Annotated in this window: 23 protein-coding genes and 1 pseudogene; 10 read left to right on the plus strand and 14 right to left on the minus strand. The window is 63.2% G+C overall.

Annotated features, from left to right (window positions below):
* The first annotated feature begins 117 nt into the window (after positions 1-117).
* Both MTR72_RS23370 and MTR72_RS23375 read left to right on the plus strand, forming a co-directional pair.
* Entirely contained in the window at positions 118-1,074 is a 957-nt protein-coding gene (locus MTR72_RS23370) for an AraC-like ligand-binding domain-containing protein (protein WP_341511107.1), read from the plus strand.
* Between the two features lie 94 nt (positions 1,075-1,168).
* Positions 1,169-1,405 (plus strand): hypothetical protein, encoded by a 237-nt coding sequence (locus tag MTR72_RS23375; protein WP_341511108.1) that lies wholly within the window; start codon positions 1,169-1,171, stop codon positions 1,403-1,405.
* A gap of 173 nt (positions 1,406-1,578) precedes the next feature.
* Here the strand turns inward: MTR72_RS23375 and MTR72_RS23380 are convergent, their stop codons facing one another.
* The 4 genes from MTR72_RS23380 to clpS form a co-directional block, all read right to left on the minus strand.
* Positions 1,579-2,220, minus strand: coding sequence for a glutathione S-transferase family protein (locus MTR72_RS23380; protein ID WP_341511109.1), 642 nt, complete (start codon positions 2,218-2,220; stop codon positions 1,579-1,581).
* A gap of 151 nt (positions 2,221-2,371) precedes the next feature.
* Positions 2,372-2,746, minus strand: coding sequence for a hypothetical protein (locus MTR72_RS23385; RefSeq protein ID WP_280970458.1), 375 nt, complete (start codon positions 2,744-2,746; stop codon positions 2,372-2,374).
* 142 nt (positions 2,747-2,888) lie between these two features.
* Complete coding sequence (gene clpA, locus MTR72_RS23390) at positions 2,889-5,297, minus strand: ATP-dependent Clp protease ATP-binding subunit ClpA (RefSeq protein ID WP_280970457.1); 2,409 nt, start codon at positions 5,295-5,297, stop codon at positions 2,889-2,891.
* Between the two features lie 280 nt (positions 5,298-5,577).
* Positions 5,578-5,910, minus strand: a complete 333-nt coding sequence (gene clpS, locus MTR72_RS23395) for an ATP-dependent Clp protease adapter ClpS (RefSeq protein WP_280970955.1) — start codon at positions 5,908-5,910, stop codon at positions 5,578-5,580.
* A 486-nt stretch (positions 5,911-6,396) separates the two neighbouring features.
* Here clpS and MTR72_RS23400 point away from each other — a divergent pair, with 486 nt between their 5' ends.
* The 3 genes from MTR72_RS23400 to MTR72_RS23410 are packed head-to-tail and all read left to right on the plus strand — an operon-like array spanning position 6,397 to position 8,960.
* Entirely contained in the window at positions 6,397-7,800 is a 1,404-nt protein-coding gene (locus MTR72_RS23400) for a TadE/TadG family type IV pilus assembly protein (protein ID WP_341511110.1), read from the plus strand.
* Positions 7,801-7,809: 9 nt separating this feature from the next.
* Positions 7,810-8,370, plus strand: a complete 561-nt coding sequence (locus MTR72_RS23405) for a TadE/TadG family type IV pilus assembly protein (RefSeq protein ID WP_341511111.1) — start codon at positions 7,810-7,812, stop codon at positions 8,368-8,370.
* Positions 8,367-8,960 (plus strand): TadE/TadG family type IV pilus assembly protein, encoded by a 594-nt coding sequence (locus tag MTR72_RS23410; protein ID WP_341511112.1) that lies wholly within the window; start codon positions 8,367-8,369, stop codon positions 8,958-8,960. The genes MTR72_RS23405 and MTR72_RS23410 overlap by 4 nt, the downstream gene beginning before the upstream one ends.
* A 100-nt stretch (positions 8,961-9,060) precedes the next feature.
* Here the strand turns inward: MTR72_RS23410 and MTR72_RS23415 are convergent, their stop codons facing one another.
* A complete protein-coding gene (locus tag MTR72_RS23415; RefSeq protein ID WP_280970453.1) occupies positions 9,061-9,399 on the minus strand; it encodes a phasin family protein in 339 nt (112 codons plus the stop codon).
* A gap of 391 nt (positions 9,400-9,790) precedes the next feature.
* Here MTR72_RS23415 and MTR72_RS23420 point away from each other — a divergent pair, with 391 nt between their 5' ends.
* The gene (locus MTR72_RS23420; RefSeq protein ID WP_341511113.1) at positions 9,791-11,605 is read left to right on the plus strand and encodes a serine hydrolase; all 1,815 of its coding nucleotides are present in this window, start codon (positions 9,791-9,793) and stop codon (positions 11,603-11,605) included.
* A gap of 222 nt (positions 11,606-11,827) precedes the next feature.
* Here MTR72_RS23420 and MTR72_RS23425 read toward each other — a convergent pair whose 3' ends face one another.
* The 4 genes from MTR72_RS23425 to MTR72_RS23440 form a co-directional block, all read right to left on the minus strand.
* Positions 11,828-12,556, minus strand: coding sequence for a DnaJ domain-containing protein (locus MTR72_RS23425; RefSeq protein ID WP_280970451.1), 729 nt, complete (start codon positions 12,554-12,556; stop codon positions 11,828-11,830).
* Positions 12,557-12,655: 99 nt separating this feature from the next.
* Entirely contained in the window at positions 12,656-13,411 is a 756-nt protein-coding gene (locus MTR72_RS23430) for a VWA domain-containing protein (protein ID WP_341511114.1), read from the minus strand.
* 135 nt (positions 13,412-13,546) lie between these two features.
* A complete protein-coding gene (locus tag MTR72_RS23435) occupies positions 13,547-14,407 on the minus strand; it encodes an alpha/beta fold hydrolase (protein ID WP_280970449.1) in 861 nt (286 codons plus the stop codon).
* Positions 14,408-14,763: 356 nt separating this feature from the next.
* Positions 14,764-15,687 (minus strand): division plane positioning ATPase MipZ, encoded by a 924-nt coding sequence (locus MTR72_RS23440; protein WP_280970448.1) that lies wholly within the window; start codon positions 15,685-15,687, stop codon positions 14,764-14,766.
* Positions 15,688-15,967: 280 nt separating this feature from the next.
* Between MTR72_RS23440 and panC the strand changes: the two genes are divergently transcribed.
* On the plus strand, positions 15,968-16,819 hold the full coding sequence (gene panC, locus MTR72_RS23445; RefSeq protein WP_341511115.1) for a pantoate--beta-alanine ligase: 852 nt from the start codon (positions 15,968-15,970) through the stop codon (positions 16,817-16,819).
* Here panC and MTR72_RS23450 read toward each other — a convergent pair.
* The 5 genes from MTR72_RS23450 to MTR72_RS23470 form a co-directional block, all read right to left on the minus strand.
* On the minus strand, positions 16,816-17,256 hold the full coding sequence (locus MTR72_RS23450) for a DUF1489 family protein (RefSeq protein ID WP_341511116.1): 441 nt from the start codon (positions 17,254-17,256) through the stop codon (positions 16,816-16,818). The genes panC and MTR72_RS23450 overlap by 4 nt on opposite strands.
* 41 nt (positions 17,257-17,297) lie before the next feature.
* Positions 17,298-18,293 carry a hypothetical protein gene (locus tag MTR72_RS23455; protein WP_341511117.1) on the minus strand — a complete coding sequence of 332 codons (996 nt, stop codon included), beginning with the start codon at positions 18,291-18,293 and terminating at the stop codon, positions 17,298-17,300.
* A gap of 147 nt (positions 18,294-18,440) precedes the next feature.
* Positions 18,441-18,632 carry a hypothetical protein gene (locus MTR72_RS23460; RefSeq protein WP_280970444.1) on the minus strand — a complete coding sequence of 64 codons (192 nt, stop codon included), beginning with the start codon at positions 18,630-18,632 and terminating at the stop codon, positions 18,441-18,443.
* A 199-nt stretch (positions 18,633-18,831) separates the two neighbouring features.
* Positions 18,832-19,254, minus strand: coding sequence for a YidB family protein (locus MTR72_RS23465; RefSeq protein ID WP_341511210.1), 423 nt, complete (start codon positions 19,252-19,254; stop codon positions 18,832-18,834).
* 31 nt (positions 19,255-19,285) lie between these two features.
* Positions 19,286-19,948: a glutathione S-transferase family protein gene (locus MTR72_RS23470; RefSeq protein WP_341511118.1), complete on the minus strand. Its 663-nt coding sequence runs from the start codon at positions 19,946-19,948 to the stop codon at positions 19,286-19,288.
* 121 nt (positions 19,949-20,069) lie between these two features.
* Between MTR72_RS23470 and MTR72_RS23475 the strand changes: the two genes are divergently transcribed.
* The 3 genes and pseudogenes from MTR72_RS23475 (at position 20,070) to MTR72_RS23485 (ending at position 22,318) form a co-directional block, all read left to right on the plus strand.
* Positions 20,070-20,792, plus strand: coding sequence for a DUF599 domain-containing protein (locus MTR72_RS23475; protein ID WP_341511119.1), 723 nt, complete (start codon positions 20,070-20,072; stop codon positions 20,790-20,792).
* A 1,110-nt stretch (positions 20,793-21,902) separates the two neighbouring features.
* A pseudogene (locus MTR72_RS23480) lies at positions 21,903-22,070 on the plus strand (RNA polymerase sigma factor region1.1 domain-containing protein); the annotation flags it as partial.
* A gap of 20 nt (positions 22,071-22,090) precedes the next feature.
* On the plus strand, positions 22,091-22,318 hold the full coding sequence (locus tag MTR72_RS23485) for a hypothetical protein (RefSeq protein ID WP_341511121.1): 228 nt from the start codon (positions 22,091-22,093) through the stop codon (positions 22,316-22,318).
* Positions 22,319-22,324 lie beyond the last annotated feature (6 nt).

The following is a 22,324-nucleotide window of genomic DNA, read 5'->3' on the forward strand; positions in this document are numbered from 1 at the left end:
CCGGACGGCGCCCGCTCGACCGCCACGGCACGAAAATTCGACCGGAACGGCGGTCCGGAATTTGCAGCCGGCATCGACGCCTGCATGCGGTTTGAGATGTGAAAGGGAGGCCCGCTGATGACCATCCAGTTCACGACGGACGGCAGCCCCGGTCACCGGCGCCTCGCCCTCTGGCAGGATATCGTCTGCGACGTCTTCGTCGGGCTCGACTGCAAGTCCGACCTCGGCAGCGCCTTTCACGGCTCGGTCACGCGAGGCACGCTCGGCAAGGCGGTGTGCTCCGAGGTCCGTTCCGACCGCCAGCACGTCTTCCGCACGCCTTCCCGCATCGCGCGCTCGGACCAGGATTTCATCCTGATCGCACTCGGCGATCGCGGCGCCGGCGGCGTGGTGCAGGACGGCCGCGAGACCGTGATCCGTCCCGGTGAATTCGCGCTCTATGACACCACACGTCCCTACGAACTGAAGTTCGACCACGCCTTCACGCAGACGATCTTCATGGTGCCGCGACAGATGTTGCAGCGGCGGCTCGGCGGGAGTGAGACGCTGACGGCGATATCGTTCGGCGCGGACGCACCGCTCGAACAGATCACCTACGACTTCATCTACAGACTGTGCCAGAGCGCGGACCGGATCGATCCAGGCAACGCCGCCATCCTCTCCGAGCAAGCCGTCGACCTGCTGGCAATGACCCTAAGTGAGCGGCTCGGCAAGACGTCGCTGCCTTCCTCGACCCATCGCTCGGCGCTGCTCTACCGGCTGAAAGCACACATCCGCGCGCACCTCGCCGATCCCGACCTCTCGCTGCAGGAAACCGCGGCCGCGCTTGGCATTTCACCGCGCTACGTGAACGATCTCCTCGCAGACGAGGACACCTCGTTCCAGCGCCACGTCCTGGCCGAGCGTCTCGCCCAATGCCGGCGCGACCTCGCCTCGCCGCTGCTCGCCCACCGCCACGTCAGCGAGATCGCCTTCGCCTGGGGCTTCAACGACCTCTCGCATTTCGGCCGCGTCTTCCGCGAGCACTTCGGCATGTCGCCGCGCGAGTTCAGGCAGAGCCTGTTGCGGCACTAGCCGCGAGCCATCCGCCTTTGCCTTCGCTCCGGACGAAGACAGGGCTCGGCAATTCCAGATTGTCTTGCCCGGCGGCATGCATCAAGCTGGTGCGATGAAGACCGACTCCACGATGAGCGGATCGGAAATGTTGCTGACGGTGATCGCGATCCGGCTCGCGGTGCTGGTCCTGGCAGGCTGGAGCCTCGTTCTGCTGCCGCGGCACGCTCGTGATGGCGAGTTCGCTTGCACTCCCTCGGTCGCAACAAGGATCGAAGCACAGACTTCGCCGCAGGTGACGAGCTTGCAAGTCGGAGATTCCGCGTTGGACGACATGCTCCGGCACGACTAGGGCCATTGCTCAGCAAGGCCGGCATGCCACTCGAAATCGGTTAGATCATATCGGGTCATGCCGCGCGTGAATCAGAGTTCAGTGCAAGCTGGAAGCCCCCAATTGGTAGGCGTCCATGAGGAACTCTTCGCAACTACTCAACCAGGCGCTTGGCCGCTCCGATGAAGCGACCACTACAATCCCGGTGATCTCGCCGCCCAAGCCTTGGTGGCCTGGCAGCTTTCCATCGCTCGGACGTAGGCAGGGCGTGCCGTCGTGCGGGCGAGATAGTCCCGCTCGGTAGAACCGGGGACATAGTTGCCAGTTCGCACGCCGAGCAGGAGGGCGTAGCTCACCGAGATATCGGCAGCAGTGAATCGGTCGCCAGCGAGATAGGGGCAATCCGCCAGGCGGCGGATAACCAACCCCAGCCGGCTCTCGAAGGTCTCGAGAGCCCAACGGGTAACCCGGGCATCTCGCTCGGCTTCGGGCGCCAGTTCGCGACCGACAAAGACGGCGTTCATCGGCCCGGCGAGCCCGGCCTCGCCTAAGTGGAGAAATTGCAGATAGGAAGCGAAGGCGGGATCGTCCGGCGCGACGGCAAGCGAACCTGAGCCGTGGCGGGCGAGCAGGTACTCAAGAATCGCGATCGATTCGACCATGATCGTCTCGCCGTCCTGCAGTGCGGGAATGAAGCCGGCGGGGTTGATCGCGAGGAAATCGCGATCATTCTCGACTGCGAGCAGATCGACCGGGCGCAGCCGATAAGCCAATCCTAATTCCTCGAGCAGCCAAACAACACGGAAGCCACGACCTTCGCCATAGACGGTGAGCATAGTTAAGCGTTCCTGGATTGGGCTAGATGTACTAACTCGCAGAGGTAAGCCAGTCGCGCAACGGACTATCGATGGCGCATAATGCACTCAACGCTTGGCGCATATTCGTCATCCTACTGTGCGGGCCCTTCCCACTTTATGGGTTCACAACCTAGTTGATCGTCGCGTTCACATTAACTACCGATGCGGAAGCCTTCGAGCCCTGTCCCATAGCCTTGATAACGAATGCATCGCTCCCCTTATACCTACGTTTGGACTTGTATTCGTAAGTAGTCGGATTGAGCTTTTTCAGTTTGCCGTGTGCCGGCTTCTGCAAAATGTCGGAACTACTCACGGTGCCCCGCACGGGGATCGAAAACTGACAACTTCCCCCTGATGCGACGCTAATATCGGCAGTGGAGTTCTCCCCCAGATCCGCCAGTCCTGCCAGCTTTGAACATTCAGCAGCGGCAAGCGCTAATGGCACCGACGTTGAGTTTGTTGCTCCAACGATAAGTGCGAAGGTCACGATCCTGAAGAACCGCATAGTACTCCTCATTTCGGACGTCTCCCTTTCGTGCACTCCCGCGAGGCGCGTGCCCTCGAGTACACGTCCTAGTCTGGTCCGCGTGCAGGCCAGAAAAAAGGCCGGCTTTGCAGCCGGCCTTTTCGATTCATGATGCGCGCTGTCAGGCTTTGACCAGCGGACCCTTGGACGTCGGTCCCTTGGAGCCGCCGGGGCCGCCCGGCTTGGACTTGCCCGGCGGGCGCTTGCGGGTGCCGGGCAGCTTCTCCTGCTTCGGCGTGACCGGGCCCTCGACGAACTCGAAACCGATCTTGTCCTTGGTCTCGTCGGCCTCGTCCTTGACCAGGACGACGCGGACGTGGCCGCCGCCCTTGAGCTTGCCGAACAGCACCTCGTCGGCCAGCGGCTTCTTGATGTGCTCCTGGATCACCCGGGCCATGGGACGTGCGCCCATCTGCTCGTCGTAACCGTGCTGGACCAGCCAGGCCTTGGCCGGCTCGGACAGCTCGATGGTGACGTCGCGGTCGCCGAGCTGGGCCTCGAGCTGCAGCACGAACTTCTCCACCACCGTGCCGATCACCTCGACGCTGAGATGGCTGAACGAGACGATGGCATCGAGGCGGTTGCGGAATTCCGGCGCGAACTGCCGGTTGATCGCCTCGTGGTCGTCGCCTTCGCGCTTGGAGCGGGTGAAGCCGAACGCCTGTTTGGCGAGATCCGACGCGCCCGCATTCGTGGTCATGATCAGGATCACGTTGCGGAAGTTGACCTGCTTGCCGTTGTGGTCGGTGAGCCGGCCGTGATCCATGATCTGGAGCAGCACATTGTAGAGGTCGGGATGCGCCTTCTCGATCTCGTCGAGCAGCACCACGCAATGCGGATGCTGGTCGACGCCATCGGTGAGCAGGCCGCCCTGGTCGAAGCCGACATAGCCGGGAGGCGCGCCGATCAGGCGCGACACGGTGTGCCGCTCCATGTATTCGGACATGTCGAAGCGCAACAGCTCGACGCCGAGCGACGCCGCGAGCTGCTTTGCGACCTCGGTCTTGCCGACGCCGGTGGGACCCGAGAACAGGTAGCAGCCGATCGGCTTCTCCGGCTCGCGCAGGCCAGCACGTGCAAGCTTGATCGAGGCGGCGAGCGACTCGATCGCCTTGTCCTGACCGAACACGACGCGCTTCAAAGTCTGCTCGAGATGCTTAAGCACCTCGGCATCATCCTTCGACACGCTCTTCGGCGGGATCCGCGCCATCGAGGCGATCGTGGTCTCGATCTCCTTGATGCCGATGGTCTTCTTGCGCTTGTTCTCGGCGACCAGCATCTGCGCCGCGCCGGATTCGTCGATCACGTCAATCGCCTTGTCCGGCAACTTGCGGTCGTGGATGTAGCGCGAGGAGAGCTGAACGGCGGCCTCGATCGCCTCATTGGTGTATTTCAGCCGGTGGTAATCCTCGAAATACGGCTTGAGACCCTTGAGGATCGCGATCGCGTCCTCGACGGTCGGCTCGTTGATGTCGATCTTCTGGAAGCGCCGCACCAACGCGCGGTCCTTCTCGAAGTGCTGGCGGTATTCCTTGTAAGTCGTCGAGCCCATGCAACGGATCGTGCCCGAGGCCAGCGCGGGCTTGAGCAGGTTCGACGCATCCATCGCCCCGCCCGACGTCGCACCGGCACCGATCACGGTGTGGATCTCGTCGATAAACAGGATGGCGTTGGGATGGGCCTCGAGCTCCTTCAACACCTGCTTCAGGCGCTCCTCGAAGTCGCCGCGATAGCGGGTGCCCGCGAGCAGCGTGCCCATGTCGAGCGAGAACACGGTAGCGGCCGCCAGGACTTCCGGCACCTCGCTGTCGACGATGCGCTTGGCAAGGCCTTCGGCGATCGCGGTCTTGCCGACGCCGGCCTCGCCCACGAACAGAGGATTGTTCTTCTGCCGGCGGCACAGCACCTGGATCGCCCGGTTGATTTCGGAATTGCGTCCGATCACCGGATCGATCTTGCCGTCACGCGCCTTCTTGTTGAGGTTGACGCAATAGGTCTCGAGCGCTTCGCCCTTCTTCTTGGAGTCCTCGTTGCCCTTGGCCTCGGTCTCCTCGTCGACGCCGCGAACGGGGCGCGCCTCCGAGACGCCTGGACGCTTGGCGATGCCGTGGCTGATGTAGTTGACCGCGTCGTAGCGCGTCATGTCCTGCTCCTGCAGGAAATACGCGGCATGGCTCTCGCGCTCGGCGAAGATCGCGATCAGGACGTTGGCGCCGGTCACCTCTTCGCGGCCGGAGGATTGCACATGGATCACCGCGCGCTGGATCACGCGCTGGAAGCCGGCGGTCGGCTTGGCGTCATCGGCACCATCCGTCACCAGATTTTCGAATTCGGTCTCAAGATAGTTGACGAGGCTCGTGCGCAGCTTGTCGAGATCAACGCTGCACGCACGCATCACGGCAGCCGCATCCGAGTCATCGATCAGCGACAGCAGAAGGTGTTCGAGCGTCGCGTATTGGTGATGACGCTCGTTTGCGATCGCCAGCGCACGATGCAGGGATTGTTCAAGGCTTTGGGAAAAAGTCGGCATTCGCGTCCTCTATGGCCCCCACCATCATGATCGCCATCGCCCGGTCAGGCAACAACAACCTTTGTCACATATAGTTATACAAGATCGCGGCAAAAGACCGGTTCCGCGACTTGAGGGCTTACGCATCCAGGGAATTCTCGATGCAAAACCCGTTCCGATTTGGGCAAGGATTTGGCCAAGTTTGGCGCCGACGCATCTTCCCGTAGTTTTGCCGGCCGGGAGGAAGACGCGTACGCACCGATCAATGCCGCGGAAGAAGGAGCCGGTTTCGAAGGTGCGGTTACTTCTTTTCCATCACGCATTGCAGCGGGTGCTGGTGCTTGCGGGCAAAATCCATCACCTGCGTGACCTTGGTCTCGGCAATCTCGTAGGTGAACACGCCGCACTCCCCGATCCCGTGATGATGGACGTGCAGCATGATCTTGGTCGCGGCCTCGATGTCCTTGTTGAAGAACTTCTCCAGCACATGCACGACGAACTCCATCGGCGTGTAGTCGTCGTTCAGGATCAGGACGCGGTAAAGGTTCGGCCGTTTGGTCTTGGGCTTGACCTTGGTGATGACCGAGGTGGTCGGCCCCGTGCCATTGCCGGGACGGTTTTCCTCATTGCTCATCCGGGGAGCACGGGTGACGGCTGACGTGGACGGATCGAGGCGGTTGGTCAATAGCGGCATGGCACAGGCGTTCAAAATCCCCACGGAAGCGGATCGCGGCTCGCCCGCTGCCTCGCTCTTCGAGGCCTCGCTGAGGCGCACCGTTACGTCGAATCGCCGTTCCCGACCGATCCGGTCCGGTCTCGGCCGGGTCGGCAAGTGAGAATATGGGCCGGCTCCCCGCCCGCCGCAAGCGTGCAGAGACTCAAGCCGATGCGGCCGCGGGCTCGCCGATTCCCGGTCCGGCGATCCGGGGCAAGGTTAATCAATCCGGACCAATTTGACAAAAAATAGATAGGCCAACTGAGGGAACATTTACCAGGAAACCATCCTTTGCCGGGCCGCGGCAATCGGCGCGCCCATATCCCCGGTTTTCTACGGTCGAGTTTACCCGGTCTTCAATCGCATGGCTCGAAATTGGGCAAAACCAAGATTCCGGGGATCCCCATGTCTCGCCTGCCCGTTGTCCGTCGGCTCCGCCGGCACCTGGCCCATTTCGCAGCCGCCGAGCAAGGCAACGTCGCCGTCATCTTTGCGATCATGCTGTTCCCAACCATCTATCTGTTGGGCATGGCGCTCGACTACACCCAGGCCCAACGCCGGCAATCGCAGCTAAACGCCGCAGCAGATGCCGCTGCCATCGCGGCCGTGACGCCGTCGATGATGTCGCAGAGCACGACGGTCGCACAGACGACCGCCACGAACATCTTCAATGCGACCGCGAACGCCATCGCCGGCAGCCTGACAGGGACGCCGAATTTGACGGTGACCGTCGGCAATGTCGGGTTGGTGCGGACTGCGACCGTCAGCTACACCGCGAACTCCACCAACAACTTTCCGAGCCTGCTCGGCGCCCCCGCGTGGCCGATCAAGGGCGGAGCGACGGCCAGCGCCTCAGGCGCGCCGAATATCAATTTCTATCTGCTGCTTGACGACTCGCCTTCGATGGGGATCGCAGCGACCTCGACCGATATCGCCAACCTGATCACCGCTACAAAAAATCAACCTTCCGGCTCAGCGAACTGTGCATTCGCCTGCCATGAAGCGCATCCCAATCTCGACAGCGGTGCATCCTCTACGACCAAGGATAACCTCACCATCGCACGCAACAACAATATTACACTGCGGATTGACCTCGTTGCTCAAGCCACAGCGAGCCTCATGAGCACGGCGCTAGCCACGGAAGCGACGCAGAACAACACCTATAAGGCTGCGATCTATACGTTCGACTACGGCTTCAACACAATTTATGCCCCGTCGGGGCTGCCATCCGCCGATCTGTCGACCGCAGCGATCCAAGCCGCCAATAACATTTCGCTTCTCACGGTCGACCATCAGAACTGCGTCATCTCGGGTAGTTGCACTACAGACTACGGCACAGACATCGAAAATGCGCTAACGAAGGTCAACGCCCTCATGCCCACGCCCGGAGGCGGGACCAATCAAACCGGAGATACGCCTCAGGAAGTGGTATTCCTCGTCACCGACGGGGTTGACGATAAGATCGTATCGTTCAGCTCGTCCTGCAGCGGTACGCCGATTGCCGTTGGCTCCAAATATCGGTGCCAGCAACCAATCAACACGTCGATATGCACAACGATCAAGAACCGGGGAATTCGCATCGCGGTTCTCTATACCGAGTACCTGCCGCTACCGACCAATAGTTGGTACAATACCTATATCGCGCCATTCAACAACCCTTCGTCGTCCACCGGGCAGATCGCACAAAATGCGCAATCCTGCGCATCACCCGGCCTGTTCTATGACGTACAATCGGGTGGTGACATCACCGCAGCGCTGAAGGCCCTATTCCTGAAGGTCGTGCAAACGGCCCCACACCTGACCAACTGAGTCAACGTCATGCCCCAGTCGCGAGCAGCATTCGGAAAGCGGCGCCTTCGGGAGACGTTCGCAGCCTTCCTCAAAGATACGAAAGGCGCGAACGCGGTCGAATTCGCCCTCGTCGCGCCGGCGTTCATCGCTTTGTTGGTCGGAATCATCCAGATCTTTCTGGTCTTCTTCGGCCAGCAATTGCTCCAGCAGGTCGTGCAGCAGTCGGCTCGACAGATCATGACCGGCCAGGTGCAGGCGGCTGGGATGTCAAAGACTCAATTTGCGAGCGTCGTCTGCTCGCAGGTGCGCATCATCTTCGACTGCAACAAATTGATGATCAGCGTGCAGTCATCTAGCGACTGGTCCACGTTGAGCGCGGCTGCACCCACCCTGACTTTCGATGCCAACGGCAATGTCAACAACACCTGGCCCTACAACCCGGGAGGCCCGACCGACAAGGTGATCCTGGAGGTCATCTACCAATGGCCGGTCTTTGGCGGGCCGCTCGGCTTTACGCTGTCAAACCTGCCGAACGGCAATCGCCAGATCACGGCGTCCGCCGCCTTCCAGAATGAGCCCTATCAATGACCACCCTGTCCGTACGTCTCAGGAAATTCCGGGCCAACGAAGATGCCGTGGCGGCAATCGAGTTTGCCATCGTGCTGCCGTTCATGCTGCTGCTTTGCATCGGCGGGATCGAGCTCGGCAACGGCCTCGCGATCAACGTCAAGCTGACGGATACGGTTCACACCGTCGCCGACATCCTTTCGCAGAACAAGTGCGTGACCACGGCTGACGTCACCGGCATTCTCAACGCGTCGTCGAAAGTCCTGGCACCCTATGACATCAGCAAGGCCGTGGTGACCGTTTCGGAGGTGCAGCCAAACGGCGACAACGCCACGGCCAAGGTGATATGGAGCCAGTCGCTCAACGGCACGGCGAGGACCGCCGGGACAAGCGTCAACCTGCCGACGTCCCTGGCGGGGGTGCCGACCACAAGCGGGCTCATCCTTGGCGAGGCGACGTATTTCTATACGCCCAACCTCGGCTACACGATCAGCGGGACAGTTGCGCTCGGCGATCGCTACTACCTGTATCCGCGCCAAACGGCTTTCGTCCCGACCATCACAAGCGGGACAACGCCGCCCGTCCCAGGGACGTCCTGTCCAAGCTCTTGACGTGCCCTCGCGGCCTCAGCATCACCGTGCAGATCGACACCGACGAAAAGAGCCCGGCTCGACGAGCCGGGCTCTTCTGATTCCAGGACTTTGCGGAAAATTACTGAGCGGCCGGGGTGAACTTCGCCACGATGGTCTCGACCGGCTTGAACGCCTGCTTGGCGAGGTCGCTGTAGAGGCCGGCGATCTTCTGCGATTCCGCGACGAAGGTCTCGTAGCTTGAACGGGCGAAATCGGTCTGCGCCTCGAGCGCCTTGTCCAGGGACTTCACACCGGACAGCTTCTCGACGAAGGACTTGGTGTCCTCGAATGACTTCTTGGTGTAGTCGCCATATGCGCTGGCGATCGCCTGGAGGCCGTGCTGCACCGAGGTCGCGGAGGCAACGCACTGCTCGAACTGCTCTTTCCCGTAGTTCTGAAAGTCTTCAACCTTGAACATTTCGGAATCCTTTTTCCCTGGCATGCGTCGGGAAGCCCCGGCTCCCTGACATTTGCCCACAATTAGTGCATTGCACAAAAAAGTCAAGAATCTTGGTGCGTCGCACAAAATTCGATAGACGTTGCGATGATTTCCGGGTTTTCCCGCAAGGGTTCCTTAAGCTTTTGGAAACCGCGCGCCCCTACCCTCATTCCCTGGACGTGTTCAGCTTTCGCAGACGGTCAAAAGCCGTTCGAGAACATAACCTTAGCCAGAACAGCGGCTCAGGCCCACCGCTCTCGCAGCACGCATCGGCGGGAGGACGGCTTGAGCAGGTAATGGTCCCGGGTCCATTGGGCACAATTTCGCCTCACGGGCCGGTGATCAAGTCAGAAACGGGGACGGGGTTTCCATGCTTCGTAAAAGCTTGTCTTCCTCGCGCTTGGCGCGGGTTGGGGTTTTCGGGCTTCTTACAGTCACCACCGCGGTCATCGTCACCACCGATGCCGCCGAGGCGCGCCGCCATCGGCATCGTCAGTACGCGCACCACCGGGTGCAGCGCGATGCGTCCGAGAGCTCCAACACGAAATTCGCGTCGATCATCGTCGATGGCAATTCCGGTGCGGTGCTGCAGTCGACGAACCCGGACGGGCTTCGCCATCCCGCCTCGCTCACCAAGATCATGACGCTTTATCTGCTGTTCGAGCGTCTGGAGTCCGGCAAGATGAAGCTCGACACCGAAATGCCGGTGTCCCAGCACGCCGCCGACCAGGATCCGACCAAGCTCAACCTGCGTCCGGGCCAGAGCATCCGCGTCGAGGACGCGATCAAGGGTCTCGTCACCCGTTCTGCCAACGACGCGGCCGTCGTCATTGCCGAAGCGATAGGCGGCGACGAGGACGATTTCGCCCAGATGATGACGCGCAAGGCGCGCGCGCTCGGCATGTCCAGGACCGTCTATCGCAACGCCTCGGGCCTGCCGAACGACGAGCAGGTGACGACGGCCCGCGACCAAGCCACTCTCGGTCGAGCCATCCAGGACCGCTTCCCGCGTTACTATCGTTATTTCTCGACCGCCTCGTTCAACTTCCGTGGGCAGTCGATCCGCAATCACAATCACCTACTCGGCAGCGTCGAGGGCATCGACGGCATCAAGACCGGCTACACCCGCGCCTCCGGCTTCAATCTCGTGAGCTCACTGCACCGCGGCAACCGCTTCCTGATCGGCGTGGTCCTGGGCGGCCGCAGCGGCGGCTCGCGTGACGCCATCATGCGCAACCTGCTCGCGGAGAACCTCGATAAGGGGGCGGCTACCCGCACCGTTGCCGCCATCACCGAGCGCAACGGCTCCAGCTCCGACACTGATATTGCCGACGCCTCCGAGACCCCGGCCCGCTCCGCTCCGCAGATCCAGGCCGCGGCCGCTCCTGCTTCCGAAGCGGCCGCGCCGCGTCCAGCCTCGCGCCTGTCGGCGCTTGCTGCCGCCACGGCCGCGATGCCGCCGGCCCAGCCCCGGCCTGAGGCCAAGCCTGCCGAAACCAGGATCGAGCCTGCCCCGCTTACCAATGGCGTGATCGCGAGCCAGCCGTTGTCGATCATCCCGGGCTCCTCCGAGCCGATGAAGCCGGTCCGCGTAAAGACTGTCCAAGTGAAGGCCGGCCCAGTGAAGGTCGCCTCCGCCGCCCCGGTGCAAGCCGCGCCGCCGGTTACCAACACCATTCAGCCGCGTGCCGATGTCGCCGAGACCTCCGGCGCAGTCGTCGCGCGGGCGGACCTCGTCAACAAGCCCGAAGTCATCAGCAAGCCGGAGGCCCCGGCCCGCGCCGAACTGCCGCCGCAGCCGCCGGGCTTTGGCACCGGCAACGGCATCCTCGGCGTGCTCCCGGCCGCCAACGCTCCCGCGCCAGCCCCGAAGGTCGCTTCCAACGATCCGGCGCCGCAGCCGATCCAGATGAGCAGCACCACCAGGCCGATGGTCACCCACAGCGGCTGGATCGTGCAGGTCGGCGCGCTCGAGAGCGAGAACGAAGCCCAGCAGCGCATCGAAGCTGCGCGCAGCTCGGCCCGCGGCCTGCTCAGCAAGGCCGATCCGTTCACCGAGGTCGTCGCCAAGGACAACCGCAAGCTCTACCGTGCCCGCTTTGCCGGGCTCGAGCGGGATCAGGCCGAAGCGGTGTGCCGCACGCTGAAGCGCGCCGACATCTCCTGTATCACCGTCCGCAACTGATTTTTTCCGCTGTTGCGATCCGAATGCCCGCGCCTTCCGCGGGCATTTTCGTTTTGTCGGGGGCGTGATCCGAAGTCCGTTCCGCAACAACCTCTCGTCAAGGATTTACGGTTAAAACTTTGCTCAAGGGATCGGCCACGCCGACAACGGCGGGCATTAGGCGACGGCAAACGGAGCAAACGGAGCTCACGCGGTACGGGCGTTTGTAGCGTGGTGCCGGAGTTAGCCGTTATGCGTGCGAAGCAGAGTATCCTTGGCCTCGTTTACACGGGCAGCGAGGTACGTCGAGCCCCCCTGGTCGGGATGCAGTTTCTTCATGAGGGATTTGTGGGCTCGGCTGATGTCGTCGCGCCCCGCGCCCGGCTGCAGGCCAAGGATCTGATAGGCTTCCTCCGCCGTCATTTTGCCGCCCGCCGCCGCGCGGCGCTGCCCCCCTGTCGCATTGCCTTGCGCGTTCTGACGCCAAGCGGGAAACCGGCGGTCCAGATAGCTTTCAAGTAAGGCCACGCTCTCGGCGTCGAACTCTGGGGCCATCGCGAGCAGCGCAGCGAGATCGAACTCCCCGAGACTGCGCCCGGCGTTCGGCCCGGCAACGATCTGGCCCGTGAGCTGGCCGCTGTCGTGATCGAGCTGCATATCCAGAAACTGCGAGCGCACACGTGAACTTTGGCCGGACGCGCGCGTCGCGCCGCCGCCGAACAGCCCGCCAATATTACCAAAACCAGTGTTCGCGAGCGGGGTCCAGCCAAGCAGCCCGGCGCCGAAAATGCCGAGCGGGATCGCCACCGCAAGCTCGCCCCTGATGCCCGTGAATGCTGCGACCGCCAGCGCCACCACGCCGCCGCCGATCTTGATGGCACGCGCCAGCACCGCCGGATTGGCCGCGCGGAACATCTGGAGCAGCAGATACAAAGTGATGACGGCAACAGCGCCAGCGATCAGGGTCGGCATGGCCCGAATATAATCGCCCTGTCGGCAAAATGCATTGCGGTCTTTCCGCGTGTCCGCAACCGGCGACGACACGAGACGTTCGTTCGCCGGAACGTCCGGCTACTTCATTTGGCCGATCAGCAGGGCCGCGCCGCCCGTTGTCTTCGATAACTTCAACAGTGCATCGCGGCCGCCGGCGGCATAGGCGGCGGCGGCGCGCAGGAGGTCGCGCAATTGCGCCGCCGCGCCAGGATCGAACCGGCACCAGGCACCGCCGGTCAGGCGCGCGATCTCCCGAAACGCCTGTTCAGCCACTGCGTCATGGCCCTCCTGAAACAGGAAGACAGGCACCTTGAGCATACCGAGTTCGCCGGCTTTGGCGCAGAGCTCGTCGACCTTCTCTTCCATGGCATCGCCGACGAAAACCACCGCGCGCACGCCGGAAGCGACCGCCTCGCGCCGGGCCTCGCTCAGCACCTTGCCGATCTGGGTGTCGCCACCGCGGCAATCGATCTTGCTCATCAGCGTGGCAAGTTTGGTGCTGTCCGAAATCCAGCCGGTCGCGCGGCACTCGTTGAAGCCACGATAGTAGACGAGCCGGATGTCCAGGCTGCCGAGCGCCGCCGCCTCGCGGAACATGTCCGCCTGGAGCGCGCAGGCCATGTCCCAGGTCGGCTGCCGGCTCATCGTCGCATCCAGCGCGAAGATCAACCGGCCCTTCGCGCCGGGCGCATGCGGGGACGTGGCGCGGGCCTTGGCGACGAAGGCGGCGATATCGTCTGCTGTTGACGTTTGCGCCTGCGGTAGCCCGTCGCTTCTCTCATCTTTCGCCGAGGCAGCTTCGCGGCCGCGCGGTTTGGTTGGTTCGCCGGACATGTCTGCTCGCATCTCACCAGAGCGGCTAATGTGGAGAGTGAGCCGCGTACGGTCAATGCACGAAGCCTCCGCGGGCGGTGGCCGGCGGAGGCTTCGGAAGTCGCGCTTAAGCTGAGAGGCGCAATCAGCTCTTGATCAACTCTTGGCGGGCGCCATCAAGGCGACTGGACCAGGCTCAAGAATCTTGGGCGGCGCCGAGCGGGTGTCGACCGGCGCGATGTCGCTGTCGGTGTCGCTCAGGAACTTGTCCAGCATGCCCTGGATCGAGCTTTTCGCGTCATCCGGACCGGTGTCGCGCATGTCGTTATGCTGGAATTCGGTCTTCACGACCTGGATCCCGGCCTTCTCGCATTCGTCGTCGGTCGGGATCACGCCCGGATCGGTCTTGAACTGCGGATCGTGCGAACGGAACGACAGGATCTTGAACTTGCCGGCAGTGACGAAGGGCACGCGGAGATTGTCCAGCGTGACGACCTTCTTGACCTCGTCGGGATACTGCTTGGCGAAGTACATCGTGATGTCGCCGCCCATGGAGTGGCCCACCATCGTCACCTGGGCGTAGTCGGCGTTGGGCTGGACCTTCTTCATTTCCTGCATCGCCAGATGGATGTTGGCAACGCCGCGCAGGATCTGCGGCAGCCGGCCGACATAGAGCTCGCCGGGCTTGGTCACCATCGGAGGATCGGTCGGCAGGTCGTGCTGCGGGCTAACGACGAGGTAGCCGCGCGCCGCAAAAATGTTGGCGAGGAAGCCGTATTCGGTGTTCTTGACGGTGTTGCCGTGATTGATCACAGCGACCGGCAGCGTGATCATGCCGGCATTGGCCTGCATTTCCTTGTCGCGGCGAATCGCGATATCGACAGGAACCGGACGATTGTCGCGCGAGGCGTCGTAAAAGGTGATGGTCTCGTGCTTGATGGCCCACTTGCTCGCGGTGAAATAAGCAACGCCGCAGAGGGCACCGACCGAAACCAGAACGGCAATTCCACGCTTCATTTTCGTCCTCAGCCTCAGGTCTTCTGACCTGAATCCCTGTTGAAAATCGTTGGTAGAGGGCTCTCGGTGGCCCCTTGTCGCCTATTCCCTAATATATGTCACAGGCACGTGACAGGAAGGCTAAATATTGTGAGCTGGCAGCCCTTTCATTGTGCGGCGCACACGCTCCTTGGGCACCTTATTCCCGCACCGCTACGTCAGGGTGCAGCCGTGGTTTGAACACAACCTCTCTCTTTCGGGTCCGATTTCAGGGTAATTGCGGTGTAGAAACCGTCTCGCGCTCGCTCGGTTCCATGGGAACCGGCGGTTTGTGCTTAAAAGATCTTCGACCGGAAGTAGCGACATACCGTCGCAACTCAAGCGACGATGATGTCGTGAACCTCGAGCGGCTTGTCGACCTGGCTGAACCATTCGGCGCGGTTCGCAGCACGGCGGCGGCCGCGCTCATCGAGCGGCAGCTTGAGCTGGCGGAGCAGACTCGTCACCTCTTCCCGCGCAGTGAGATGTCCGAGATTGGGCCGCACGCCGAGCGTGGCCTCGTCGATCTCGTCGAGCGCTGTCAGGCCGCGCGGGAAGAATTCGCGATAGACGACGCGTTCGGCGAAGCCATCGACATACCGAAAGCCGAGCCGCAGCGACAATTCCTTCAAGCCGTCGGCGACGAGCTGCTTGTTGCGCGAGCCGAGCATGGACAGGCGGTTGCGCACGACGATCCAGTCGGTGGTCGAGCCGTCGAGCTGGCGGCGCTTGCGCCTGGTGTCCCTCACCATCTCGGCATAGTGGCTCTCGCCGGTGACCGCATAGTTGGCGGGATCGACGGTGCCGAGCACATCGAAGTCGAGGAAGCTGTCGTTGATCGGCGTAACCAGCGTGTCTGCCATCGAATGGGCGAGCCGCATCAGGTAGCTGTCGGTGCCGGGCGTATCGATGACGATGAAGTCAAAACTGCTCTCGACCGCCGAGACCGCCTCCACGAACTGCTGGAACTCGGAACTCTCGTTGTCGGCGATCTGCATGGTCTCGCCGAGCTTGATGCAGCGATGCACCGGCAGCTCAAGGTCGAGCTTGGTGCGGCGCGCCCAGGCGGCGCGGTTGTTAATATAGCGAGTGAAGCTCTGCTGACGACAGTCGAGGTCGATGCTGGCGACGCGCTGGCCGGCCTTCAGGAGCGCGACCGCGATGTGCAGGGCGGTCGTCGATTTGCCTGAGCCGCCTTTCTCATTGCCGAGCACAACAACATGCGCCGAGCCGGATTGGCCTTGGCTAGCCTGCACAAGCATTAGTGATCCTCAACACCCCTGCGAAATATCTTCGAGTTGACCGCGTCTGTGGTCAAGTGAAATGCGTGACAGGATATGCAAATCGCGGTGCGCCGTTCTTCAATCATGAATCGCATCGTCATCTCGCGTCTGCCCACGGCGTCGCGGCGTCCTTCACGGCGCGGCGCGGGATGCTCCGCCGCATGCGGATGCATGGCGTCCACGGCCGCGGCTTGTTAAGGTTGGCGGCCGCGCGGCAGACCGTGCGGTCCTGCCGAATCCCAACCCTCCCAGAGTCCCGATGTCACGCAGCCCCTTGATCGCCCGCACGGTCCCCGCCCTGCGCCGCGCCGTCGACAATCTTCGCAAGCGAAAAGCCATGATCGCGCTGGTGCCGACCATGGGTGCACTCCATGACGGACATGTGTCGCTGGTGCGCCTCGCCAAGCGACGCGCGAGCCGGGTCGTGGTCTCGATCTTCGTGAACCCGACTCAGTTTGCCCCGACCGAGGATTTGGGCGCCTATCCGCGGACCTGGAAGGCCGACATTGCCAAACTCGCCGCCGAGGACGTCGACATCGTCTGGCATCCGGGCGTCGAGGCGATGTATCCGGAGGGCTTTGCCACCCGCATCGTGCCGGAGGGGCCGGCGGTGGCCGGGCTCGAGGACCGCTTCCGCCCGCACTTCTTCGGCGGCGTCGCCACCGTGGTCGGCAAGCTGTTCACGCAGTGCCGGCCGGACGTTGCGATCTTCGGCGAGAAGGACTTTCAGCAATTGCGGGTGGTAACGCGGATGGCGCGGGATCTGGATCTCGGCGTCAAGATCATCGGCTCACGGACCGTGCGCGAGCGCGACGGGCTCGCGATGTCCTCGCGCAACGTCTACCTGTCGCCGGAGGAGCGGCGGATCGCGCCCACCCTCTACCGCGTCATGAAGGAGAGCGCGGTGCGGATCCGCGCCGGCGATGCGATCGCGGCCGCGATGGCGGGCGGAGCCGAGATGATCGAGGCCGCCGGCTTTGTGCTCGACTATTTCGAGGTCCGCCATGCCGAGACGCTCGCCCCGGTCACCTCGCGCAAGGATGGACCCCTGCGGATCCTGGTCGCAGCAAGGCTCGGTTCGACCCGCCTGATCGACAATATTGCGGTTTAGAGCAGCCCGAGGTCACGCAGCTCGCGCCGCATCGGCTCCGGCATCGCGGCGATGGTGCCCGCGGCGGCCTTGCCGAGATCGGGCGGCACGGCATCTTCGGTGAGATAGCGCCAGCCCTGGAACGGACGCATCGGCCGCGGCGAGACCGAGATCACCTTGGGCTGCATCACGATCCGGCAGCGGCCGATGCCGTCCTTGTCGCGGAACGGCTCGATGCCGATGATTTTTTCGCGCGCGGCGATCTCGCCCTTGATCACCCAATAGAGTGATCCGCCCGAAAGAATCTCATCGCCGCGCTTGGGCACCATGCGGGTGATGTGGACGTGATGCTGCGGCAGGCCCTTCTTCTTGGCGGCCTGCATCCGTTCGGCGATCCACTGCCTGAGCTCCTTCACGGAGTCGCAGCCAACGGCGAGCTTGATCAGATGTAGCGGCATGCCCCAGCAATAGCGGGCCGGCTGCGCATTTGAAAGTCGAACTAGTTGTTATCCGCAGCCGCAGGAGCCGGTGCCTGGGCCTGGGCTGGCGCCGGCGGCGCGAGTGGAACCGGCGCGGCGGCGGGAGCGCGCGCGGCCTTCGGCGCGGGCGGCTTCTTTGCGGCCGGCGCGGCGGCCTGTGCCGATGCCGCAGCCGGGGCACGGGCGGCTGGCGGCGGCGCGGCGTTCGCATTCGCGTTCGCGGCGGGCGCCTGACGTGTCGGTTCCGGCGTCATGATGCTCACGGCCGGCGTCGATGAGGCGCTCGGGAACTCCGCATTGGTCGGCTTGCCCGTCGGCATCGAGGGCGGCAACCCGGCGAGCGCCCCCGTGGCCGGCAGTCCCGCCGCTCCGGGCGCGTTCCAGGTCAGCGCATAGCGCGCGACCAGCGTATCGTAGAGATGGGATTCCATATTGGCGGCGACCTGCTGCTGATCGGTCAGCGAGCGGAAGGCCGCGCAATCCGACTTCGTGCAGCCGTTGCGCACGACCAACACCTGCGCGACGAAGCCGTAGCGGTCGTGCTCCAGCGCCTTGCGCATCGCCTTCAATTCCAGCGTCATGCCGCTCTCGGCGGTCGCGGCATCGCCGAGAGCCGTCAGCCGGTCGATCCGCGCCGCAGTATAGGAGACGGCGGCGGCGGCCGCGTCAGGCGTGCCGAACAGCGCCTTCTCGCACCCCAGAGCCACGGCATCGCCGGCGAGATCGTCGAGGCAGGACAGTGCAGGCAGGCTTGCGGTCGCCGTGGCCGGCATGGGGGCTGCGCTCGCAATGCTTTGTCCCGTCGGGCCGTAGACGCGCATGGTAGCGGCGACCGCGATGCCGATGGAGAGCAGCGTAATGACGGTCAGCGCACCGTTGGCGACCGACTTCTCGGCGCGCACCAGCGTGATCAGGAGGATCAGGCCGAAAAAGCCGGCGGCGGCCAGGGTCAGCCACATCGGAGCGGCCGCCGAGCGCCAGATTTGGTCGAGCGAGTCGGCCCATGACGAGTTCATGCGCGACGTCCCCTCACGCGAGCAAGCAGCGAATTATCAAGGCAAGCGCCGCGAGTCGGCAACCGCCCCATTCACCTTGTTAAGATGAACCGGGCCTTTTTGACGGCGGCACGAACAGATTCGCCGCCGACGCCCGCGCTTCAGCTCTCAGGAGATTGCGAGCTGGCTTTCCTTGGCAACGCGCTCAAAGGCTTCGGTCGAGCTCTTGATCCGATACTGGCAGTCGTCACCTTCCGTCGGCAGCAGGCGGATGACTTCATACGTCCCGCTGGCAGCCGGGCGCGCGACGTTGCTGGCCGTGAAAAATACGAGCGTTCCCACGGGGAATTTGTGCTTCAACACCCTCTCCTACTCAAACAGCGCCTGCCTCGCCCATTGTCCCACTGCGATGGCCGGCCGGAAACCCGGTGCGCTCTATAGCAGCGCTAGGCCTTTTTGGCCAGCGGTATCCGGCATAGCAAACGTATCAATTTTGCAATGTTTTCAGGGCGATACCGAGGGAAACCGGCCCGGCGATGATACCGGCGGTTGAGGGCCCTCAGGCGGTGTGGGGAAGCCTGCCGTCGGGGCTCGCCTGATCGACCGCCTTGGGCAGCTCCTGGGCCAGGATCTGGCTGAGCTGGTCGACTGGGATGTTGTAGCGGGCGGCAAGCTGGCGGACCGTGTCGTTGCCGAGCACCGCACGGAGCTGGTCGGCCGAGATCGGTAGGTTCTGGCCGTTGCCGAGCCAGGACTTCACCTGGTCGCCGAAGCCGGCCTGCTGGAGCTTTGCGATGATCGCGCTGAGGCCGCCCTGGTTGTTGCTGCCGAGCACCTCGCTGAGCACGGCCGGCAGCACCGCCGCGCCGAGCTGGCCGAGCGCGCTGCGGAATGCGGGGTTGTTTTCCAGCGAGTCCAGGATTCCCATGGCCGTCCCTCTCCTTGCCGATCGTGACTGCGATTGAGCGCCGCCAGCCGTGATGCCGTCAAGCGGCGCCCAATCACAATCGCGATCAGACGTTCTCGAACCTTTCGATGACGAGCGTTTCGGCGAGGCCGTCGCGGGTCCATTCCTGGAACGCCGGCAGCGCCATCATCGTGTCCATGTAGGCCTTGGTGTCCGGCGCCACCTCGATCGCGTAGGTGCGGAAGCGGTGCACCACTGGCGCATACATCGCGTCGGCCGCACCGAAGCGGCCGAACAGGAACGGTCCCTTGGCGCCGTAGCGGTTGCGACATTCGCGCCAGATCTCCTGAATGCGTGCGACGTTGGCTAGCGCATCCGCCGACAGCGTCACGGGGCGCACGGGGCGATGCAGGTTCATGCCGCATTCGTTGCGCAAGGGCATGAAGCCGGAATGCATCTCGGCGCACACCGAACGGGCATGCGCGCGGGCCGCAACGTCATCGGGCCACAGCTTCACCTCCGGATAGCGCTCGGCAATGTATTCGATGATCGCGAGCGAATCCCACACCGTGATGTCGCCGTCGACGAGCACCGGCACCTTGCCGGCACGGCTGAAGGCAAGGATGCGCTCCTTGTCCGCGGGATTGTCGGTGTAGAGCGGGATCACTGTCTCGACGAACGGGATGTCATTGGCGCGCAGCGCGAGCCAGGGCCGCATCGACCATGACGAGTAGTTCTTGTTGCCGATTGCGAGTTTCAGCGCAGCCATGTGACCAGTCCTTCTCGGGGCTCCATCATGCGTGCTGCTTGTAGCGCCATCGCCTGCCGCCAATCAATCGTTGCCGCGCGCGAACATGCATGGCAATTCTTCCCCGAACGAGGGGATCGCAATGCACGGATACTGGGTCGACGTCGCGGCCGTCGGCTTCTTCATCATCGAATGGCTGGTCTACGCGCTGACGCTGGAGCACTCGGCCTATGGCCGGGGCAGCCTGTCGGCGCGCATGAACCGCTACCGCGAGGTCTGGGTCCGCCGCCTGCTCGAGCGCGAGACGCGCATGGTCGACATGCAGATCATGGCCTCGCTGCAGAACGGCACCGCCTTCTTCGCTTCCACCAGCCTGTTCGCAATCGGCGGCGCGCTGGCGTTGCTGCACGCCACCAACGATGCGATCACGATTCTGAGCAAGCTGCCGATCGACCTCAGCCCCTCGCCCGCGCTGTGGGAGCTGAAATGCGTCGGCCTCGTCCTGATCTGCGTCTACGCCTTCTTCAAGTTCGCCTGGGCCTATCGCCTGTTCAACTATGTCGCGATCCTGTTCGGCGGGATGCCGCCGGCCACCCAGCGCGACACGCCGGAGGCGGAAGCCCACGTCATCCGCACCACGCGCGTGTTCGAATCCGCCGGCCGCCATTTCAACCGCGGCCAGCGCGCCTTCTTCTTCGCGCTCGGCTATCTCGGCTGGTTCGTCAGCCCCTGGGTGCTGTTCGTCTCTACGGCAGCGGTGGTGATCGTGACATGGCGGCGGCAGTTCGCATCCAGCGCCTGGGCGGCGATGGCGCCGGAGATGGTGGCTGTCGACGGCGAGACGGCGCAGAAGCGCGGTCATTGACCCAGACTCTCTCCACAGCGTCATTGCGAGCACAGCGAAGCAATCCAGAGTCTTTCCGCGGTGGCAGTCTGGACTGCTTCGCTGCGCGCCCCGCACACCGCCGTCATGCCCCGGCTTGACCGGGGCATCCAGTACGCCGCGGCTTCTCCGTATCCTCGCGCAGTCTCTGGAATACTGGATCGCCCGCCTGCGCGGGCGATGACGGTGAGATCGAGGAGAACGCGTGCCCCAATGACGGAGCAAGATGTGGCGCCGCCATCCTCCGACTTGCATCTCAACTAGCAGACGCACCTTCGCCTTCTCGCGGCGGATTTCGCCCGAGCTTTGCTTCGTCTCTCCACCCTCTAATCCAAGAGGGCGCAGGGAAGGCCGGATGCCGGCTGGCACCCGCAGATCCGCTGTGCGCGTGTAGCGCAAAAAAGGACTGCACAGCGGCAGACAGGTGAAGCCCAACACACGGCCTTCCCTGCGCAGTGGTTTGACGGCGTATGCCGCGCTCTCCCGGGAGCCGATTTCCCTCTGGCCTCCCTCGCCCCGCGAATTGACGATGCAGTCCGCCCGGTTGGGCTCGCGTGCACCTCCGCGACAGGCTTGACCGTAGCAACGACGGCCAGGACCACACGGTTTTGCCGTACGCGCGCTCGCGCATCGCCACAGGGTTCGATGGCGTCGTGCACGTAGCCATCGAAATGTTGGCGAGACGAACCTTACAGCGCCGCTCGTCTGCACGCGGTTACGAGCTCACAGGGACTACCCGCCCTGCCCGCACCTCTCGTGCCGACGCTGCCGCGTCCACCGCAACCCGGCCCGCGAAACGTGACGACGTACGATCGCCCCTCTTGGTGGGCCGGGATGGCCGACACATACGACAAATCCGAATTTCGGTAAAGTGGAATATTTTTGATGCAGGCGCTTGACGCGCGACGAAGATGGCGCGTGTTTTGCCCGACGGGCAAAGCGAGCCCATTGTTTGGCGCTAGTTACCTAAAAGCCGGACCACCATCGTCACCAAGCTTTAGCAAATCCCATTCACAACTAAGGCGCGTATAGCTCCAGATGCGCTCTCGCTCCTCGAAACGGGCGACGCAAAAGCGCGACAGGACGATTAAAATGAACGCATCGGAAATCATTCGTCGCGCCATCGAGATCGGCAAGGCCACGGAAGAGATCACGTTCGATCAATTGAACGAATTGTGCCCTTCCGATACGACCCCGCCGGAGATCATCGAGCAGCTATTAGAGGCGCTCAGCGATGAGGGCATCAACGTGGTCGAGGCGTAACGTCGGCAGGAGCAGTCATGGAAAGAGACATTGCGATTAGAATCGACGGAATGGTTTTGGGCGCGCTGGGCACCCTGGAGGGCATTGCTCACTACATTAAGAACAACTTGTCGGACGAAGAGTATTCAAAACTCGTCAAGTCAATCGGGCAGTCGATGGCTGGACTATTCGATCTCTCGCAGTCTCTGCATTCCCTGTTTCCCGATATCGTTCCAGCGGAGCTGCGACCGCCGGGCGAACCGTAGCTCGTA

The organism is Bradyrhizobium sp. ISRA442, from assembly GCF_038085055.1.
Lineage (GTDB): Bacteria > Pseudomonadota > Alphaproteobacteria > Rhizobiales > Xanthobacteraceae > Bradyrhizobium.

Coding starts and splice junctions, on each gene's coding strand:
- MTR72_RS23380 (WP_341511109.1), bottom strand. CDS start 2,220: ATGCTCACCGTCTATGGCGAAGGTCGTGGCTTCCGTGTTGTTTGGCTG.
- MTR72_RS23470 (WP_341511118.1), bottom strand. CDS start 19,948: ATGGCTGCGCTGAAACTCGCAATCGGCAACAAGAACTACTCGTCATGG.
- MTR72_RS23485 (WP_341511121.1), top strand. CDS start 22,091: ATGGAAAGAGACATTGCGATTAGAATCGACGGAATGGTTTTGGGCGCG.
- MTR72_RS23475 (WP_341511119.1), top strand. CDS start 20,070: ATGCACGGATACTGGGTCGACGTCGCGGCCGTCGGCTTCTTCATCATC.
- MTR72_RS23410 (WP_341511112.1), top strand. CDS start 8,367: ATGACCACCCTGTCCGTACGTCTCAGGAAATTCCGGGCCAACGAAGAT.
- MTR72_RS23385 (WP_280970458.1), bottom strand. CDS start 2,746: ATGCGGTTCTTCAGGATCGTGACCTTCGCACTTATCGTTGGAGCAACA.
- MTR72_RS23440 (WP_280970448.1), bottom strand. CDS start 15,687: ATGCTTGTGCAGGCTAGCCAAGGCCAATCCGGCTCGGCGCATGTTGTT.
- MTR72_RS23415 (WP_280970453.1), bottom strand. CDS start 9,399: ATGTTCAAGGTTGAAGACTTTCAGAACTACGGGAAAGAGCAGTTCGAG.
- MTR72_RS23420 (WP_341511113.1), top strand. CDS start 9,791: ATGCTTCGTAAAAGCTTGTCTTCCTCGCGCTTGGCGCGGGTTGGGGTT.
- clpS (WP_280970955.1), bottom strand. CDS start 5,910: ATGAGCAATGAGGAAAACCGTCCCGGCAATGGCACGGGGCCGACCACC.
- MTR72_RS23430 (WP_341511114.1), bottom strand. CDS start 13,411: ATGTCCGGCGAACCAACCAAACCGCGCGGCCGCGAAGCTGCCTCGGCG.
- MTR72_RS23405 (WP_341511111.1), top strand. CDS start 7,810: ATGCCCCAGTCGCGAGCAGCATTCGGAAAGCGGCGCCTTCGGGAGACG.
- MTR72_RS23455 (WP_341511117.1), bottom strand. CDS start 18,293: ATGAACTCGTCATGGGCCGACTCGCTCGACCAAATCTGGCGCTCGGCG.
- MTR72_RS23435 (WP_280970449.1), bottom strand. CDS start 14,407: ATGAAGCGTGGAATTGCCGTTCTGGTTTCGGTCGGTGCCCTCTGCGGC.
- MTR72_RS23450 (WP_341511116.1), bottom strand. CDS start 17,256: ATGCCGCTACATCTGATCAAGCTCGCCGTTGGCTGCGACTCCGTGAAG.
- MTR72_RS23375 (WP_341511108.1), top strand. CDS start 1,169: ATGAAGACCGACTCCACGATGAGCGGATCGGAAATGTTGCTGACGGTG.
- panC (WP_341511115.1), top strand. CDS start 15,968: ATGTCACGCAGCCCCTTGATCGCCCGCACGGTCCCCGCCCTGCGCCGC.
- MTR72_RS23425 (WP_280970451.1), bottom strand. CDS start 12,556: ATGCCGACCCTGATCGCTGGCGCTGTTGCCGTCATCACTTTGTATCTG.
- clpA (WP_280970457.1), bottom strand. CDS start 5,297: ATGCCGACTTTTTCCCAAAGCCTTGAACAATCCCTGCATCGTGCGCTG.
- MTR72_RS23370 (WP_341511107.1), top strand. CDS start 118: ATGACCATCCAGTTCACGACGGACGGCAGCCCCGGTCACCGGCGCCTC.
- MTR72_RS23400 (WP_341511110.1), top strand. CDS start 6,397: ATGTCTCGCCTGCCCGTTGTCCGTCGGCTCCGCCGGCACCTGGCCCAT.